Genomic DNA, 17420 nt, shown 5'->3' on the forward strand with positions numbered 1-17420 from the left:
CAGGGTTTTAATTTAAAGCTTAGCAATTAAGAATCTTTGTTTTGAGCATCATCTGTTTCAGATTTAACTTCTTCAACTTTCGGCTCTTCAGCTTTTGGTTCCGCTGTTGCTTCTTCTGATTTCGCTTCAGGTTTAGCTTCTTCCTTTGCAGGTTCTGCTTTCGCCTGATCACCCCAACCAGCAGGCTCACGAATGTCGTCTTTACGTTCCATCAAGTCATCAATCTGACCTGCATCAATCGTTTCAAACTTCATTAGCGCGTCTTTCATCGAGTGCATGATATCCATGTTCTCTTCAAGAATTTGCTTCGCACGAGCATAGTTACGGTCGATTAGAATACGAATTTCTTCATCGATAAGCTTAGTCGTATCGTCAGAAACATGTTTCGCTTGGCTCATACCGCGACCTAAGAAAACTTCACCTTCTTCTTCAGCATAAAGAAGAGGACCCAGTTTTTCAGAGAAGCCCCATTGCGTAACCATCTTACGAGCAATATCAGTTGCACGTTCGATATCGTTAGACGCACCAGTCGAAACTTTGTCTTTACCGTAGATAAGCTCTTCAGCAAGACGACCACCGTACAAGCTAGAGATCATTGATTCTAGATGTTGGCGAGACATGCTTACGCGGTCTTGCTCAGGTAGGTACATCGTCACACCAAGTGCACGACCACGTGGAATGATTGACACCTTGTACACTGGATCGTGTTCTGGCACCAAACGACCAACAATTGCGTGACCCGCTTCGTGGTAAGCCGTTGACTCTTTCACTTCTTCAGACATCACCATTGAACGGCGCTCGGCACCCATCATGATCTTATCTTTCGCAAGTTCAAACTCAACCATAGATACATTGCGCTTGTTACCACGAGCAGCAAATAGCGCTGCTTCATTCACAAGGTTCGCAAGATCTGCACCAGAGAAACCTGGAGTACCACGAGCAATCAGAGATGGTTCCACATCACCCGATAATGGCACTTTACGCATGTGTACTTTAAGAATCTGTTCACGACCACGTACATCTGGTAGACCAACCACAACTTGACGGTCAAAACGACCAGGACGAAGTAATGCAGGGTCTAGTACATCTGGACGGTTAGTCGCAGCGATAACGATAATACCTTCGTTACCTTCGAAACCATCCATCTCAACCAGCATTTGGTTCAGTGTTTGTTCACGTTCATCGTGACCACCACCAACACCAGCGCCACGTTGACGACCTACAGCATCGATTTCATCGATAAAGATGATACAAGGCGCCGCTTTCTTTGCTTGTTCGAACATGTCACGCACACGAGATGCACCAACACCAACAAACATTTCAACGAAGTCAGAACCTGAGATAGTAAAGAACGGTACTTTCGCTTCACCGGCAATCGCTTTTGCAAGCAATGTTTTACCCGTACCAGGAGGTCCAACCAACAGGATACCTGTCGGGATCTTACCACCCAGTTTTTGGAAGCGACTTGGGTCACGAAGGTAATCCACAAGCTCTTTCACGTCTTCTTTTGCTTCGTCACAACCAGCAACATCAGCAAACATCGTTTTGATTTGTTCTTCGCTCATCATTCGAGCTTTACTCTTACCGAAAGACATCGCGCCTTTACCGCCGCCGCCGCCTTGCATTTGACGCATGAAGAAAATCCATACACCAATCAGTAAGATCATTGGGAACCATGAGATGAAGATAGTGCCAAGCAGGCTCTGCTCTTCAGGTGGTGTACCCTGAACTTTTACGTTTTGATTAATTAAGTCATCAAGTAGCTTTTGATCATAAACAGGCATGTAAGTTACATACTTAGAGCCACCACCACGACGTGTGAAAGTGATTTCGCTGTTATTGAACTGTGCGTCTTGAATCTGGCCTTGGCCAACTTCCTGTACAAACGTGGTGTAATCTACTGCTCTGCCGTTACTTTCCCCAGGGCCGAAGCTCTGGAATACCGACATCAACACTACCGCGATAACAAGCCACAGAATTAAATTTTTTGCCATGTCACTCAAGGTGTAAGCCTCTCGATAACTAATTGTAATTAAAGGTAGGGTACTACAGTTTGTAACCTGTAGCCATGTTGTTAACTCTCACTCTTGGAAGAGAATCGTTAACCTTTGTAACCAGTTGCTACGATAAACACTTCACGAGATCGAGCTCGAGAAGAGTCGGGTTTTCTAACTTTTACTGTTTTAAACATCTCACGGACGTCCTTAACGTATTGGTCAAACCCTTCGCCTTGGAATACTTTTACAACAAAACTACCATTGGTAGCTAGAACTTGTCGACACATATCCAAAGCTAATTCAACTAAATACATAGCTCTTGGCTGATCCACAGAATTGTTACCTGCTATATTCGGTGCCATATCTGACATCACGACATCAACCATGCTTGGTTGTATACGTTCCAACAAGGCATCTAGCACAGCTTCTTCGCGGAAATCACCTTGTAAAAAGCTAACACCAGCAATCGGATCCATTGGCAACAAGTCACACGCAATGATTTGTCCGTTGTCTCCAACAATCTTAGCAGCATATTGAGACCAACCGCCAGGTGCTGCACCCAAATCCACAATGGTCATCCCAGGAGACAGCAATTTATCTTTCGTTTGAATCTCTTCCATTTTGAAATAAGCACGTGAACGATAGCCTTTCTTTCTTGCTTCATTTGCGTACTTGTCGTCGAAGTGTTCCTTCAACCAACGGCCTGAACTGGCCGAGTGTTTCTGTTTGCTCATTGGATACCTAAATTGGAGGAAAGTACTAATTGCTGAATAAATTATAGTCTTCAGCTTTAGATGGCGTTAAAATAGGTTTTTTCAACCCTAATACTAAATAAAATTGGCCGCGTAATGAACCTAAGTACCAAACAAAAGCAGCATCTAAAGGGCCTAGCTCACAGTTTAAAACCTGTCGTGCTAATGGGCGCAAATGGACTTACTGAAGCTGTTCTAGCGGAAATCGAATTAGCTCTAGACCACCACGAACTGATCAAGATTAAAGTTGCATCAGAAGACCGTGAGACTAAGCAACTGATTATCGATGCAATTGTACGTGAATCTAAAGCTGAGAAAGTACAGACTATCGGTAAAGTTCTAGTACTCTTCCGTCAGTCAGAAGCACGTAAAATCGAGATTCCACGTAAATAAGCGAGCTTAATATAAGCTAACTTCACTAATAGGAAGCCACAGCGCTTATCTGTTAGTGTAGCGTGAGAAACGAAAAAGGTCGCATTTAGCGACCTTTTTACTTATCAGAAACAAAGAAAATTCAATTAGATATATTCTACTTTGTCGATTTCGAAGTCTTTGTCACCACCAGGGGTAGAGATCATGACTTCGTCGCCTTCCATCTTACCGATAAGGCCGCGAGCAATTGGCGATTTCACTGAAATACGACCGGTTTTGATGTCTGCTTCGTCTTCTGAAACGATTTGGTAGCGGAACTCATCATCGGTATCCACATCAATCAGTGTCACTGTCGTACCGAAGATAATCTTGCCCGTATTATCCATTTGCGTTACATCGATGATTTGAGCCAGTGATAGCTTATATTCAATATCACGGATCTGAGCTTCACAAATACCCTGCTCTTCACGAGCAGCGTGGTATTCAGCATTCTCTTTCAAGTCACCTAGTTCACGTGCTTCACCAATAGCTGCTGAGATAACAGGGCGTAGCTTAAGTAGGCGATCTAATTCGTCACGTAGCTGCTGAGCGCCACGTACTGTCATTGGAACCTTTTCCATTTTTTACCTCTATGCCAAAGCTTTCTTTGGCCAACATAAATACACCCAACGTATTTATTGGGTGATAGAAACAAAACGATTTGGCTTAGTGTAAACAAACTTTATGGCTAAATCACGTTTATTCCACTTTGCGTTATAAAAGCTTTATCTAGGTCTAAATTACAGACATCACAAAAATGAATAATAACCTCCCCATCAATAAATCAGCGAAAGAATACCTAAAAAAACAAAAAACAAACAAAACAAACGCAGATCACACTTTTATAAAAACCAATTTAAAACATACACTTAAATAACAATAAATATAATAAAACAGTGTTCATTTTTTAGTTTTATATCATTTTACTAACTAACCACGGAACTTTAGAGGTAAAAAGTAACCCATGGATTGCACTGGCATTTTTCAGACTTCTGTTCTAATCATGATTATGAAGCCTGATTAATACAGGCAATACACAAAAGGGTTTAAATCCTTGATAAAACTTCTATGGACAGTAATTAGGAAATAATAACATGAACAAGACTATGATCGCGCTTGCTGTATCTGCTGCAGCTCTTGCTACTAACGCAGTGGCAGCGGACGGTAAACAAGCTGGTGGTATTGACGGTACTTCAGTATACAGCTCAAACGGCACTTCTCTAGAGATCGGTGGTCGTGCTGAAGCTCGTCTATCTATGAAAGATGGCAAAGCCCAAGACAACTCTCGTGTACGTCTAAACTTCCTAGGTAAAGTTGAAATCCAAGACGGCCTATACGGTGTTGGTTTCTACGAAGGTGAATACACTACTGCAGACTCTGACGCGACAGCTACCGACAATGGTTCTGATATCGACCACCGTTACACATACGCTGGTATCGGCGGTACATTCGGTGAAGTAACATACGGTAAAAACGACGGTGCGCTAGGCGTAATCACAGACTTTACCGATATCATGTCTTACCACGGTAACTCTGCAGCAATGAAAATCGCTGTAGCAGACCGCACAGACAACATGCTGTCTTACAAAGGTCAATTCCAAGACCTAAGCGTAAAAGCAAGCTACCGTTTTGCTGACCGTTCAGAAAACGCTGCTGGTGAGTACGTTGATAATGGTGAAGATGGCTACTCTCTATCTGGTATCTACGCAATCGGCGATTCTGGCTTTAAGCTAGGTGCTGGTTACGCTGATCAAGACGATCAAAACGAATACATGCTAGCGGCATCTTACCGCACTGACGCTCTATACTTTGCTGGTACGTTCACAGATGGTGAACTATCGAAAGACAACGGTGATTACACTGGTTATGAATTCGCAACAGCATACACGCTAGATAAAGCTGCATTCACTCTAACGTACAACAACGCGGAAACAGATGGTGATACATCAGCTGACAACGTTGCTGTAGATGCAACTTACTACTTCAAGCCTAACTTCCGTACGTACATCTCGTACAACTTCAACCTTATCTCTGAAGGCGACAAGTTCGGTAAAGCTGATACTGCAGTAAATCTAGGTGCAACTAAAGCACAAGCTGACGACGAGCTAGCTATTGGTCTACGTTACGACTTCTAATTCTGATTATCTAATTGATTAATTAGTTAATTGAGAATCAAAACGCCCGCTATCTAGCGGGCGTTTTTTATATCTGTATACTGAAAACATCAGCCATCCATGAAATCTTCTATGCGCCTTCTATCCACGCTACTTGTATGTAGTTTTTCCATTAGCGCTTTCTCAGTTAACGCTTTCGCTTACGCCCCACTAGATAAATTGCCTGATGGCAGTAGCACCAGTGTTATTTTGGAATCTCTGAGTAGCGATTCAAACAAAATGAATTCCAACAGTGATAGCTTCTATCCACCCGCCAGTACTTTGAAGCTGGTGACGGCTTTAGCGGCTAAATTAGAGCTGGGAAACAACTTTCATTACACCACCAGCATTGTCCATTCTGGCAATGATTCGATCGTTTCATTTAGCGGTGACCCAACACTACAACGTGAACAGCTAAAAAGCCTGCTAGCTCAATACGCTAAGTCGCAATCTAGAACCATCAAGGGCAACTTATACCTCGATAACTCGGCTTATACAGGCTATCAACGTGCCGTTGGTTGGCCTTGGGACATTCTAGGGGTTTGTTACAGCGCGCCTTCGAGTGCGATGACACTGGACAGCAACTGCGCGCAAGCTTCTATTTATACAAAAGATAACGGCAGCACTCGTGTCTATATTCCCGCTCACTATCCGATAGACGTGACAACCACCGCTGCCACCGTAACTCGCTCAGGGCAGAAAGCCACACAATGCGACTTAGAGCTCATTACTACTCCAGACAACACTTACACGCTCTCTGGTTGCTTAGTAGAGCGTAAGAAGCCACTACCGCTCAAGTTCGCGATTCAAAATCCAGAGCTTTATACCTACCAAGTCGTGACCTCGCTTCTTAAAGAGCTGAAAATCCAAGTTAAAGGCGATGTAATTGTTGGTAAAAAAGATAAAGCAGATAAAACCAAGTTAGTCGCGAGCCACCATTCAGAAAAACTTCCTGAACTGCTCGATACCATGCTGAAGAAATCAGACAACCTCATAGCTGACAACCTAACCAAAACACTGGGTGCAACATTTTATGTCCAGCCTGGTAGTTTCAATAACGGTACCGAAGCGATAAAACAGATCTTACTGACTAAGGCTAATATTGACCTCAGTAAAGCGCAGCTAGTGGATGGTTCAGGGCTATCTAGAAATAACCGAATGAGATCGCAAACCATGGCGCAGGTGCTTCGTTATATCTGGGAAAACGACCAACAACTTAACCTGATTGAGGCTATGCCTACATCTGGTACTGATGGAACGCTCAAATACCGTCAAAGCATGCGAAAGGCACCAATCCAAGGCAACATTATCGCCAAAAGTGGTTCTCTATACGGAAGTTACAACATGGCAGGATACGGATTAGATAAGGCGGGAAAACCAAACTCTCTGTTTGTTCAGTTTGTCCGTGATTACTTCCCTGAAGAACAAGATCCAGACAAACCAGTAGAAGCGCCAATCACACAATTTGAACGTGCTTTCTACAAAGATGTGGTCGAATTTAGTCAAACACAAAGCAAATCTAAGTAATGCTTAGCTCTGTGTAAGCATCTACTTAAACAATAAAAATGGCGCTGAAAACTATCAATTTTCAGCGCCATTTTTATTGTTTAAGTTGTATTTAGCTATTTTTATCAGCTTTTAAGCGATTCCTAGGAATGAGTTCACGACAGTGAAGTAGATCCACATTCCTGAGATATCCACTATCGAAGCAAGCACAGGGCTCACTAACACCGCTGGATCAAGCTTAAATAGCCTAGCAACTATCGGTAACCCACCGCCGAGCACGGTAGATATGGTCACCTGAATAAACAGCGCTACCGCAATCGCTAATGCAATCATGTTGATGTCATAACCACCTGTCGATTGGTTGTCACTGAATAGTAAAATACGCCCAATCATCACCAAAGCAATCGCAAATGCCAAGCAAATAGCAACTCTAAACTCTTTCCATAGAACGTTAGCCCATTGGCGTTTTTTCAACTCTCCCGTGGCTAAGGCCCTAATGACCAAAGTCGCGGCTTGTGTTCCGGTGTTACCACCAGCAGCTGCGATTACCGGCATATAGATCGCCAGAAGTACTAGCTGACTAAGAATGTCTTCATACTGAGCAATGATAAGCCCTGAGACAATTCCCAATAGTGCTAACGCAATAATCCAACCGATACGCTGCCTAACATGGCTAAGCACTCCAGTTGAAAGGTAACCCTGTTGAGGCTCCACCTCTGAGTAAATCAGCCCTAGTTGGTGAGCTAGATGTCGAGAGCGCTTCTCAAAGCCCTGCTCTTCTAACTCACTAAGTAAAGTCTGAATCGTACTAAGAGAACATTGCCCTAGCACTAGCACCGCATCTTCGAGCGGCATTCGATTTAAAAGGTTAATTTGTTGCTCACGTCCGTACTGTTGAAATGCATTCGATACAGCTTGGATTTCTTGCTCTGAGTACAGAGCTTCAATAGATAAAAAAGTGTTGTTCATTACCGTCATGGCGAATCTCCCGATTGGCAAAGGTAACGACCATCAAAACAAATAGCATAGATTTATAGATTTATAGATTTATGCGCACCAAGAGCTGAAAGCTACTGGTGTGTCTACTTGTTAGAATCTAGAGTGTGGAAAAGAATGATGGGGAAAAACAAAGATACCCTACCTGAATGGCAGGACAATAGATCAATACCGAGACAGGTTATTCTTCTCCATTCAAACTAGGAGGATGGTCGGTATTGTTCATAAAAATCTCCAGAATTACTGTCAATATGACAGCGCGCACAGTGTAGCAATGCACGCTCAAAAACTTCGTCAACTTTGTGTCAATAAAAAAGGCATCCGTGGATGCCTTTTGTTCAATTATTGATGTGCGTTATTACTTAATAGTAATACGAGCAAACTTACGCTTACCTACTTGGTAAACCGCAGTACCTGCTTCAGGTACGAATCTGCTGTCTTCAATCTTCTCGCCTTCAAGCTTAGCCGCGCCTTGCTTGATCATACGCATCGCATCAGAAGTCGAGTTTACTAGACCCGCTTCTTTTAGAACGTTCGCAATTGGTAGACCTGCTTCGAATTCAAATTCAGGCATTTCATCAGGAACTTGGTTCTTAGCAAAACGGTTAACGAACTCTTGCTCAGCGGCTTCAGCATCTGCTTCACTGTGGAAACGCGCGATGATCTCTTTCGCCAGAAGTACTTTAACGTCACGCGGGTTTTTACCTGCATCAACGCCAGCTTTCAGTTCCGCAACTTCTTCAAGTGGACGGAAAGACAGTAGTTCGTAGTAGCTCCACATTAGATCGTCAGAGATAGACATGATCTTACCAAACATTTCGCTTGGTGCTTCGCTGATACCGATGTAGTTGTGCGCAGACTTAGACATCTTCTTAACGCCGTCTAGACCAACAAGTAGTGGCATCATCAGTACCGCTTGTGGTTTTTGACCTGCAGCTTTTTGCAGTTCACGCCCCATTAGAAGGTTAAACTTTTGGTCAGTACCACCAAGCTCAACATCACTCTCTAGTGCAACAGAGTCGTGACCTTGAAGAAGTGGGTACATAAATTCGTGGATTGCGATCGGTTGACCACCAGCGTAACGCTTTTTGAAGTCATCACGCTCAAGCATACGAGCAACAGTTTGGTTAGAAGCAAGACGAATCATGCCTTCAGCACCAAGCTCAGATAGCCATTCAGAGTTGAAACGAATTTGTGTTTTCGCAGGGTCTAGAATCTTGAATACTTGCTCTTTGTACGTTTCAGCATTCTTCAATACGTCTTCACGGCTTAGCGGTGGACGCGTTGAGTTCTTACCTGATGGGTCACCAACCATTGCAGTGAAATCACCGATAAGGAATGTCACTTCATGACCAAGCTCTTGGAAAGCACGAAGCTTGTTAAAGATAACCGTATGGCCTAGGTGGATATCTGGAGCTGTTGGATCGGCACCCAGTTTAATGCGTAAAGGACGACCTTCTTTTAATTTAGCAATCAGTTCGTCTTCTGGAATCAGTTCTTCTACGCCACGTTTGATCTCGGCTAGTGCAGCTTCAATACTCGCCATTCTTGTTCACTCCCACAGATTTGGCAAAAATACATTAATTAGACATCTTACTTGAATAGCGATGTATTTTGAAACCAGTTACACTATTCCGTCGTCGATTTTCATAATATTTACAGAACGAACCGGAACATGTTGTCTATTTTTGCACGCCTTCCTATTTTGCACCGGGCTTTTATCGCATTTTTTAGTGCCATAATTTTCGTCGCGATTTTCTTACTCCCCGACGTCAGCAGTTTACGTGACGATACGGACGCTTTAGTGGTGGGGAAACATTACCCGCTGACTATCAATGCATCTGCACTTGTTAGCTCAAGTGATGCACCGCCGACAGCTGTGCTCAATTGGGAGAAATACACTGTTCGTTCTGGCGAAAGCACCTCGGTTTTATTTGAGCGTATTGGCCTCTCATATCGCTTGCTGCTCACGCTACTCAATACCAATGACGATATTAAGAAACAACTATCGAATCTAAGACCTGGCGATGTATTGCAGTTCGGCTTCGATGAAAACAACGACCTTATTCAGTTAAAACGACAACTTAGTGCGTTTGAAAGCTTTAAGATCACTAAGTCTGGCGATTCATTCTCCTCTAGCTTCGACAAAAAAGAAGTGGCCTACCAATACAACTATGCCGAAGCCAACATCACCTCTAATTTCTGGAACGCTGGCGTAAGTGCAGGTTTAACCGCAAACCAAATTATGGAACTGGCGGGCATCTTCGGTTGGGATATCGACTTTGCGTTAGATATTCGTAAGAACGACAGCTTCAAAATCTTATACCAAGAAAAAGTAGTTGAAGGTGAAGTGGTTGGTCGCGGTAAGATCATGGCCGCCGTATTCAAAAACCAAGGTGATTCATTTACCGCGGTATTAGATGATAAGAGCGGCAACTACTTCGATGAAAATGGTCGAGCAATGAAGAAAGCGTTCTTGCGCTCACCGATTGATTTTCGTCGCGTAACATCGAACTTTAATCCTAACAGGAAGCACCCAGTAACCGGTAAGGTTCGAGCTCACCGAGGTACTGACTACGCAGCTCCTGTTGGCACGCCTATCTGGGCAGCCGGTGACGGTATTGTTCAGAAGTCGGGTTACAACCAATTTAATGGTAACTACGTGTTCATTCGACACAGCAACACCTACATCACCAAGTACCTGCACATGAAGCGACGCATGGTTAAGGCTGGCCAGCGCGTAAAACAAGGCCAAACCATTGGTACCTTGGGTGGTACAGGTCGAGTGACGGGCCCGCACTTACACTATGAATTTTTGGTCAATGGTGTACATAAAAATGCGCGAACCGTGAAATTGCCTCAATCTAAGTCGTTAACAGGTAAAGCAAAAGCAACATTTATTGCGAACTCAGAGATTCGACTGAATAACCTTGAGCGATACGGCCAGTTGCTCGCGACTAATTAGGTTAAGAACCCTATAAGCCAACGAAAAGAGCGCCCACCAAGGCGCTCTTTTTTATTTCCGTCGAACCTGTACTTATCGTTCATCGTCGTTGCTTTGGAGTATATCGGGTTTATTACCTCGCCCTAGCATCAGCAAACAAGGCGTCAGCACCAAGGTTAGTACCGTTGCAAATGCCAAACCTCCAGCAATAGCCGTAGCGAGTTGCGACCACCATTGCGTGCTCGGTGCACCAAACTCAATTTTTTGGTTAATCAAATCGATGTTCATCTCCAACACCATAGGCATCAAGCCTAAAATGGTGGTAACCGTGGTCAGCATTACTGGCCTTAAACGCTGAACTCCCGTTCTGAGAATCGCATCTCGCTTCTCCAAGCCGCGCTTTATCAGTTGGTTATAGGTATCAATCAACACGATATTGTTGTTTACCACAATTCCGGCCAATGCAATCACCCCAATACCAGACATCACTATACCAAACGGACGTTGGAAGATAAGCAAACCAACAAACACGCCAACCGTTGAGAACAACACCGCACTAAGAATTAAAAACGCTTGATAGAAACTATTGAACTGAGTAATCAAAATCAACGCCATTACCGCCAACGCCACTAAGAAAGCACTTTGTAAGAAGGCTGACGAGTTTTCTTGTTCTTCATTTTGACCACGGATACGAAATTCTACGCTACTCGGTAGCCCCAGTTCACTCAACGCTTGCTCAATCTTTGGCAGTTCGAGCGCAAGGTTATAGCCCTCTTCCATATCAGCCATGATGTTCACGACTCGCTTACCGTCAAGGCGCTTAATCGTATCTTGCTTATGGTCAGGAACAATCTGAGCAAAGTTGGTGATCGGTACTAAGCCTGCTGGCGTTTTCACTCTCAATTGATCAAAGCGTCCAATATCCCTCTTGTCATTCGGATAACGCACCAATATATCGACCTCTTCTGATGAGTCATCAGGCAGGTAATCACCAATCTTGAGACCATTGGTAACGAATTGAACGGTATTGCCTACCAAGGTCGCGTCTGCTGCAAAACGTGCGGCATCGTCACGGCGGATATCCACTTTCCAATCGATGCCATCTTTACTCGCGGTATCACTGATATTGGTCAGTGCTTGATTGCCATCGGCCCAACCTCTCACAATCTTTGCCGCCTGATTGAGTTGCTCAGGTGTTTTAGCCGATAGCTCAATCACTAAGTCATTTTCAACCGGAGGCCCAGCATCAGGGAACTTATATTCAATCTCAACACCAGCGTATTGATCGGTTTGTACCTTCAACTCATCAATGATCGCCTTAACGCTGCGGCGATATTGCCAGTCAACAGGCGTAATTGAGATCAAACCAATCTGGTCGTCACCACCAGTACGCGTGTAAACGGTATCGAACTCATCATGATTGAGCATCATCAGTTCAATATCGCGCATAATGTCATCCTTTTCTTGGATAGACAGATCACCATGAGAACGAACTTTGACGTTAAAGAATGGCGGATCAACTTCTGGGAAGAACTCAGCACCTAGACCCGCTTTTGAATAAGTCAAACCAACCGCAACTGCGAGTAAAATCGCACTGAAGAGAATCTTAAATGGGTGTTTAATCGCAATCGAAAGCGTGTGGTAATACGCCTTGGTTAAACCAGTCGCCTGTGAGAAATCACCATTGTGCAATGCCACCATTCGCGCTTGGCTTTGAGGCGATACGTATTGAGGTTTACCAATCAAACCACCTAGTACAGGGACAAACAACAACGCCATGATCAATGAAGCAGTTAACGTGGCAATCAATGTTAATGGTAGGAACTTCATGAATTCGCCCGTTACATCAGGCCAAAACAGTAACGGAGCAAATGCGGCTAAGGTTGTAGCCGTTGATGCCGTTATCGGCCATGCCATTCGTTTGGCTGCATCTCGGTAAGCGGCTTTGCGCCCTTCCCCTTCTTGCATTCTCCGGTCAGCAAACTCGGTGACCACAATCGCACCATCGACCAACATCCCCACCGCCATAATCAGCGAAAAAAGCACCACGATGTTTACGGTTAAACCAAACACCGATAGAACTAGTAACCCCGTGAGGAATGATCCAGGAATTGAAATTCCGACCAATAGAGCGGTTCGAACACCAAGAATGGCGATGATCACGATCACCACTAAAATGATGGCGGATAAGATATTGTTTTGCAGATCGTTGAGCATGATCTTCACATCTTTAGATTCATCCCAAGTGTATTTGACCAAAAGGTTGTTTGGCCATTCCGCTTGCTGCTGAGCACCTGCCATTACTGCCTTGACTAGCTCAACGGTTTCAATGATGTTTTCACCCGCTCGCTTCTTTATATCCAAGACAACCGCGGATTTGCCATCTAAACGGGCAAAGCTTTCAGGATCTCGAAACGCTCGACGAACCGTGGCCACATCACCAAAAGTCACCACTTGCTTGCCATCCACTTTGATAGGCAACTCAAGCACGTCTTTTAGGGAATTAAACACCGAAGGGACTTTGACAGAGAAACGTCCGTAACCCGTATCCACAAAACCTGCCGCAACGACTCGATTGTTCAGAGCGATCAGATTGTAGATATCCGCTTGATCTAAGCTATAGCTCTCCATCAATAACGGATCGACAATGATCTCAACGATGTCATCGCGATCGCCCGCAATATCGACTTCAAGAATTTGGCGATAGCTTTCTAATTTATCTCCAAGCTCTCGGGCAATTTGCACTATCGTGCGCTCAGGAACGGTACCGAATAGCACAACAGACAGAACAGGTTGCTCCGAAGCAAGCGTCACCTCATTTACGGTCGGCTCATCACTGTCTTCTGGCAGTTTTGGTTTAGCCAGATCAACCGCGTCACGCACATCGGCCATCGCTTTGGTGAGATCGACGCCTACATTAAACTCCAACACAACAGAGGCGTGGCCTTCAGCTGCGGTTGCCGTCATCTCTTTTACGCCCTCAATCGACCTCAGCTCTTGTTCTATCGGCCTAACCAATAAACGTTCTGCATCGGTTGGCGAAATACCTTGGTGTCCGACAGAAACGTAAATAATCGGGATGGTGATATCAGGGCTCGATTCTTTGGGGATCGTGATATAGGTAATAACACCTGCAACAAGAATAAGCGCCAAAAGGGAGAGCATTGTTCGAGCACGAGACAAAGCTGCATCAATAATTGAATACATCGGTAATCTCCTACTCAGCGGTTACATTTGAGAGTTCAGCACCTTGCTCAACAGCAATCACAGAATCACCATCACGCACAAAACCTTGGCCTACGGTTATGATATCGACGCGTTGACCCAGCCCAGTGAGCCAGACTCCATCTTGTTCTGCCTTTACTAATTGGATGCCCACAAACTTCACCGTTGGTGAGTCACTAGCAGAGACCAAGGTTTTGACCCCGAGGTTACCCGCCTCATCTAGTGCCAACATGGCAGGTGTCACTTTGATAGCGTCTCTCGTTTCTAGATTGAGGGTTACTTCAGCACTGACACCGGCAGGTAACAGACCATCGGAGTTATCGATTTCAATCTCGATAGGGAAAGTATTGGTTGAGGCAGAAGAGATTCGAGAGACGTAACGCAGCCGACCCTCCGCTTCTTCTCTTCCTAACAAACGAACCAAAGCGGATTGATTGACTAACAAATGCTGGATATGACGCTCACTGACATCGGCCTCAATAACCAAAGGATCGAGGTCAATCACGCCGGCGACAGGATCGCCAACACCAACGAAATCACCGAGCTCCACCATCAAATCTTGAACCACACCAGAGAAAGGGGAAGTAATTACAGTATTCTTTAGAGCCAATTCCGCATTGCGCATCATGGCTTTTGCTTCTGTTAACGAAGCCTCTGCAGTGGTGTAGGCGATTTCACCTTGCAACCCTCTTTTCTTCAAAGATTGCGCCGCTTTGAACTCTTTTTGCTTTAAACGATATAAAGCCGATGCACGCTCTAACTGTATTTCCAAATCACCTTTATCAATCTGAGCGATAGCTTGCCCTGCTTTAACGGCATCACCTTTCACGACGTTAAGTCGAACAATCTTACCCGCAACTTCCGCTCCTAATCGAGCATGCCTATCGGGCGCCGTTCTTCCATAGAGATCAATCGTTTTAAAGGTCGGTGATGAAGTGAAGGTTTGAAAGGAGACCTTGGCCAACGGAATTTCTGTCGCCTTTTTTTCAGGTGACTCTTCTGCTTGCCCTACTCCTAGGCCAAGCCAAATAGACAACAACATCACTAAAATCAGAGACACCAGCCACGGCTGTTTCAGTTTCTGAAAAAGTGGTGAGTTAGAAAATAGAGTGGGCATAACAAATCCTTTTGTCCGATGTGATTAAGACGCGCTAAATGGCTTAACATTGTCATGTGCAACTTCCTGATACACATAGGTAACCTTAACAGACCAAAACCAAACGAAGTTGGACGCTATCGACAGTTTAAAAAATATGCCGTGTACTAAAAATGACAAAATAGAGGGTTGGAATGGTTTTAAAAGCAATGACTTAATATGTCTTAGCAATTTTGAGGCTGCGTGAAAAACAACAGCCTTGCTCAGAACGGAGCTTTGTTATGAAGAGAAATTTGGGGATATAAAAACAAAAACGCCGAACATAAGTTCAGCGTTTGAAATGTATCTAATGCAGCTTTGAGCTCAAGCTATTTTCAACTCATGCTAGACGCTGAATGATGCGCCACAACCACATGTTGTTGTCGCGTTCGGGTTGTTCACAAAGAAACGTGCGCCTTCTAGGCCTTCTGTGTAATCAACCATGCCGCCCATTAAGTACTGTAGGCTCATAGGGTCAACAACTAGCGTTACACCGCTGTTTACAATCGTAGTGTCGCCATCATTTACTTTTTCATCAAATGTGAAGCCGTATTGGAAGCCACTACAACCACCACCTGTAATGTATACACGTAGTTTTAGTTCTGGGTTTTCTTCTTCAGCAATTAGCGTTTGTACGCGGGTAGCTGCTGCATCAGAAAAAGACAATGGGATATTTACTTCGCTCACGACAACCTCTCTTACCTGTGTCAAAAACAACATGATACAAATCTAATTCGAGACCATAGTTGTTGAGTATTTTCTTATATTCTGATGATTATCTAATACCTGACTGAAACGTTCAAGTATTCACCACCGGATCGGTCCTTTTACTGCTGTAAACTCGCTAATATCTAACAATTAAAACGTGTAACCACACAAAACAACCAGATTCGGGTGATTATCTGGGCGAAAGCATTCCTACTTGGATTGTGGATAGGTACAATGCGTGCCAATTGGTCCGACAGTCAAAAGAGGATATATCAATGACCAAATCAGCAGAGCTATACGAAAAAGCACAGCAAACTATTCCAGGTGGCGTAAACTCTCCAGTTCGTGCATTCAATGGCGTAGGTGGTTCTCCAATCTTCGTTGAACGCGCTGACGGCCCACTTATTTTTGATGCTGATGGTAAAGCGTATATCGACTACGTTGGCTCTTGGGGTCCAATGATCCTTGGTCACAACCACGCTGTTATTCGTGATGCTGTGATTGCAGCAGCTCAACGCGGCCTTAGCTTCGGTGCTCCAACCGAAACTGAAATAAAAATGGCTGAACTTGTCTCTGAGATGGTTCCATCGATGGAACAGCTACGTATGGTGAGCTCAGGTACAGAAGCAACAATGAGTGCGATTCGTCTTGCTCGTGGCTTCACTGGTCGTGACAAGATTCTTAAGTTTGAAGGCTGCTACCACGGCCACGCAGACAGCCTACTTGTAAAAGCTGGTTCTGGCGCACTGACTTTAGGTCAACCAAGCTCTCCTGGCGTACCTGCTGATTTTGCGAAACTAACCCTAACAGCAACCTTCAACAATCTAGATTCAGTACGTGAAATCTTCGCAGCAAACAAAGGCGAGATCGCTTGTATCATCGTTGAGCCAGTAGCGGGCAACATGAACTGTATCCCTCCTGTCGAAGGCTTCCACGAAGGTCTACGTGAAATCTGTGACCAAGAGGGTGCATTGCTAATCTTTGATGAAGTAATGACAGGTTTCCGCGTTGCTGAAGGTTGTGCTCAGGCTTACTACAACATCAAGCCAGACCTAACGTGTCTTGGTAAAGTGATTGGCGGCGGCATGCCAGTGGGTGCTTTCGGTGGTCGTAAAGACGTGATGCAATACATCGCACCAACGGGCCCAGTTTACCAAGCAGGTACGCTTTCAGGTAACCCTGTTGCAATGGCTGCTGGCTACGCATGTTTGAACCTTCTACGAGAAGAAGGCAACGAAAAGCGTCTAGCTTCAAAAACTAAGCAGTTGGCAAAAGGCTTCAAGCAACTTGCTGACAAGCACGGCATCCCAATGCTAGTTCACCAAGTTGGCGGTATGTTTGGTTTCTTCTTCACAGATCAAGAAACTGTGACGTGCTACGAAGATGTAACTAAGTGTGATGTAGAACGCTTCAAGCGCTTCTTCCACCTAATGTTAGATCATGGTGTTTACCTTGCACCTTCAGCATTCGAAGCAAGCTTTACTTCTCTTGCTCATGGTTCAAAAGAACTTGATGCAACACTAGAAGCTGCTGACCGCTCTCTTGCGATCATCGCTGCTGAGAGCAAATAGTCGAAAGCACTTTATAAGTCGC

13 protein-coding genes are annotated in these 17420 nt (G+C 44.5%); 5 read left to right on the plus strand and 8 right to left on the minus strand.

Annotated elements, in window-relative coordinates; all coding sequences use genetic code 11:
* Positions 1-26 precede the first annotated feature (26 nt).
* Both ftsH and rlmE read right to left on the minus strand, forming a co-directional pair.
* A complete protein-coding gene (ftsH, locus tag ITG09_13165) occupies positions 27-1994 on the minus strand; it encodes an ATP-dependent zinc metalloprotease FtsH (GenBank protein ID UPR51637.1) in 1968 nt (655 codons plus the stop codon).
* 107 nt (positions 1995-2101) lie between these two features.
* Positions 2102-2731, minus strand: a complete 630-nt coding sequence (gene rlmE / locus ITG09_13170) for a 23S rRNA (uridine(2552)-2'-O)-methyltransferase RlmE (protein UPR51638.1) — start codon at positions 2729-2731, stop codon at positions 2102-2104.
* Positions 2732-2845: 114 nt separating this feature from the next.
* Between rlmE and yhbY the strand changes: the two genes are divergently transcribed.
* Positions 2846-3142 carry a ribosome assembly RNA-binding protein YhbY gene (yhbY, locus tag ITG09_13175; GenBank protein ID UPR51639.1) on the plus strand — a complete coding sequence of 99 codons (297 nt, stop codon included), beginning with the start codon at positions 2846-2848 and terminating at the stop codon, positions 3140-3142.
* A 125-nt stretch (positions 3143-3267) separates the two neighbouring features.
* Here the strand turns inward: yhbY and greA are convergent, their stop codons facing one another.
* Complete coding sequence (gene greA / locus ITG09_13180; GenBank protein ID UPR51640.1) at positions 3268-3741, minus strand: transcription elongation factor GreA; 474 nt, start codon at positions 3739-3741, stop codon at positions 3268-3270.
* 513 nt (positions 3742-4254) lie between these two features.
* Here greA and ITG09_13185 point away from each other — a divergent pair.
* Together ITG09_13185 and dacB are read left to right on the plus strand one after the other, a co-directional pair.
* On the plus strand, positions 4255-5295 hold the full coding sequence (locus ITG09_13185; protein UPR51641.1) for a porin: 1041 nt from the start codon (positions 4255-4257) through the stop codon (positions 5293-5295).
* A 111-nt stretch (positions 5296-5406) separates the two neighbouring features.
* A complete protein-coding gene (gene dacB, locus ITG09_13190; GenBank protein ID UPR51642.1) occupies positions 5407-6840 on the plus strand; it encodes a serine-type D-Ala-D-Ala carboxypeptidase in 1434 nt (477 codons plus the stop codon).
* Positions 6841-6951: 111 nt separating this feature from the next.
* Here dacB and ITG09_13195 read toward each other — a convergent pair whose 3' ends face one another.
* Entirely contained in the window at positions 6952-7797 is an 846-nt protein-coding gene (locus ITG09_13195) for a magnesium transporter (protein ID UPR51643.1), read from the minus strand.
* A gap of 376 nt (positions 7798-8173) precedes the next feature.
* Positions 8174-9361, minus strand: a complete 1188-nt coding sequence (locus ITG09_13200) for a tyrosine--tRNA ligase (protein UPR51644.1) — start codon at positions 9359-9361, stop codon at positions 8174-8176.
* A 129-nt stretch (positions 9362-9490) separates the two neighbouring features.
* On the opposite strand from ITG09_13200, the gene ITG09_13205 reads away from it, so the two are divergent.
* A complete protein-coding gene (locus tag ITG09_13205; protein UPR51645.1) occupies positions 9491-10780 on the plus strand; it encodes a peptidoglycan DD-metalloendopeptidase family protein in 1290 nt (429 codons plus the stop codon).
* 72 nt (positions 10781-10852) lie between these two features.
* On the opposite strand, the gene ITG09_13210 is transcribed toward ITG09_13205, so the two are convergent.
* The 3 genes from ITG09_13210 to erpA all read right to left on the minus strand — a co-directional run bounded on the left by ITG09_13210 (position 10853) and on the right by erpA (position 15806).
* The gene (locus ITG09_13210; GenBank protein ID UPR51646.1) at positions 10853-13966 is read right to left on the minus strand and encodes an efflux RND transporter permease subunit; all 3114 of its coding nucleotides are present in this window, start codon (positions 13964-13966) and stop codon (positions 10853-10855) included.
* Positions 13967-13976: 10 nt separating this feature from the next.
* A complete protein-coding gene (locus ITG09_13215) occupies positions 13977-15101 on the minus strand; it encodes an efflux RND transporter periplasmic adaptor subunit (protein UPR51647.1) in 1125 nt (374 codons plus the stop codon).
* Between the two features lie 363 nt (positions 15102-15464).
* Positions 15465-15806, minus strand: a complete 342-nt coding sequence (gene erpA / locus ITG09_13220) for an iron-sulfur cluster insertion protein ErpA (protein ID UPR51648.1) — start codon at positions 15804-15806, stop codon at positions 15465-15467.
* Between the two features lie 296 nt (positions 15807-16102).
* On the opposite strand from erpA, the gene hemL reads away from it, so the two are divergent.
* A complete protein-coding gene (gene hemL, locus ITG09_13225) occupies positions 16103-17398 on the plus strand; it encodes a glutamate-1-semialdehyde 2,1-aminomutase (GenBank protein UPR51649.1) in 1296 nt (431 codons plus the stop codon).
* Positions 17399-17420 lie beyond the last annotated feature (22 nt).

Source organism: Vibrio cyclitrophicus (genome assembly GCA_023206055.1).
GTDB classification, from domain to species: Bacteria; Pseudomonadota; Gammaproteobacteria; order Enterobacterales; family Vibrionaceae; genus Vibrio; species Vibrio cyclitrophicus_A.

Coding starts and splice junctions, on each gene's coding strand:
- ftsH (UPR51637.1), bottom strand. CDS start 1,994: ATGGCAAAAAATTTAATTCTGTGGCTTGTTATCGCGGTAGTGTTGATG.
- rlmE (UPR51638.1), bottom strand. CDS start 2,731: ATGAGCAAACAGAAACACTCGGCCAGTTCAGGCCGTTGGTTGAAGGAA.
- yhbY (UPR51639.1), top strand. CDS start 2,846: ATGAACCTAAGTACCAAACAAAAGCAGCATCTAAAGGGCCTAGCTCAC.
- greA (UPR51640.1), bottom strand. CDS start 3,741: ATGGAAAAGGTTCCAATGACAGTACGTGGCGCTCAGCAGCTACGTGAC.
- ITG09_13185 (UPR51641.1), top strand. CDS start 4,255: ATGAACAAGACTATGATCGCGCTTGCTGTATCTGCTGCAGCTCTTGCT.
- dacB (UPR51642.1), top strand. CDS start 5,407: ATGCGCCTTCTATCCACGCTACTTGTATGTAGTTTTTCCATTAGCGCT.
- ITG09_13195 (UPR51643.1), bottom strand. CDS start 7,797: ATGACGGTAATGAACAACACTTTTTTATCTATTGAAGCTCTGTACTCA.
- ITG09_13200 (UPR51644.1), bottom strand. CDS start 9,361: ATGGCGAGTATTGAAGCTGCACTAGCCGAGATCAAACGTGGCGTAGAA.
- ITG09_13205 (UPR51645.1), top strand. CDS start 9,491: ATGTTGTCTATTTTTGCACGCCTTCCTATTTTGCACCGGGCTTTTATC.
- ITG09_13210 (UPR51646.1), bottom strand. CDS start 13,966: ATGTATTCAATTATTGATGCAGCTTTGTCTCGTGCTCGAACAATGCTC.
- ITG09_13215 (UPR51647.1), bottom strand. CDS start 15,101: ATGCCCACTCTATTTTCTAACTCACCACTTTTTCAGAAACTGAAACAG.
- hemL (UPR51649.1), top strand. CDS start 16,103: ATGACCAAATCAGCAGAGCTATACGAAAAAGCACAGCAAACTATTCCA.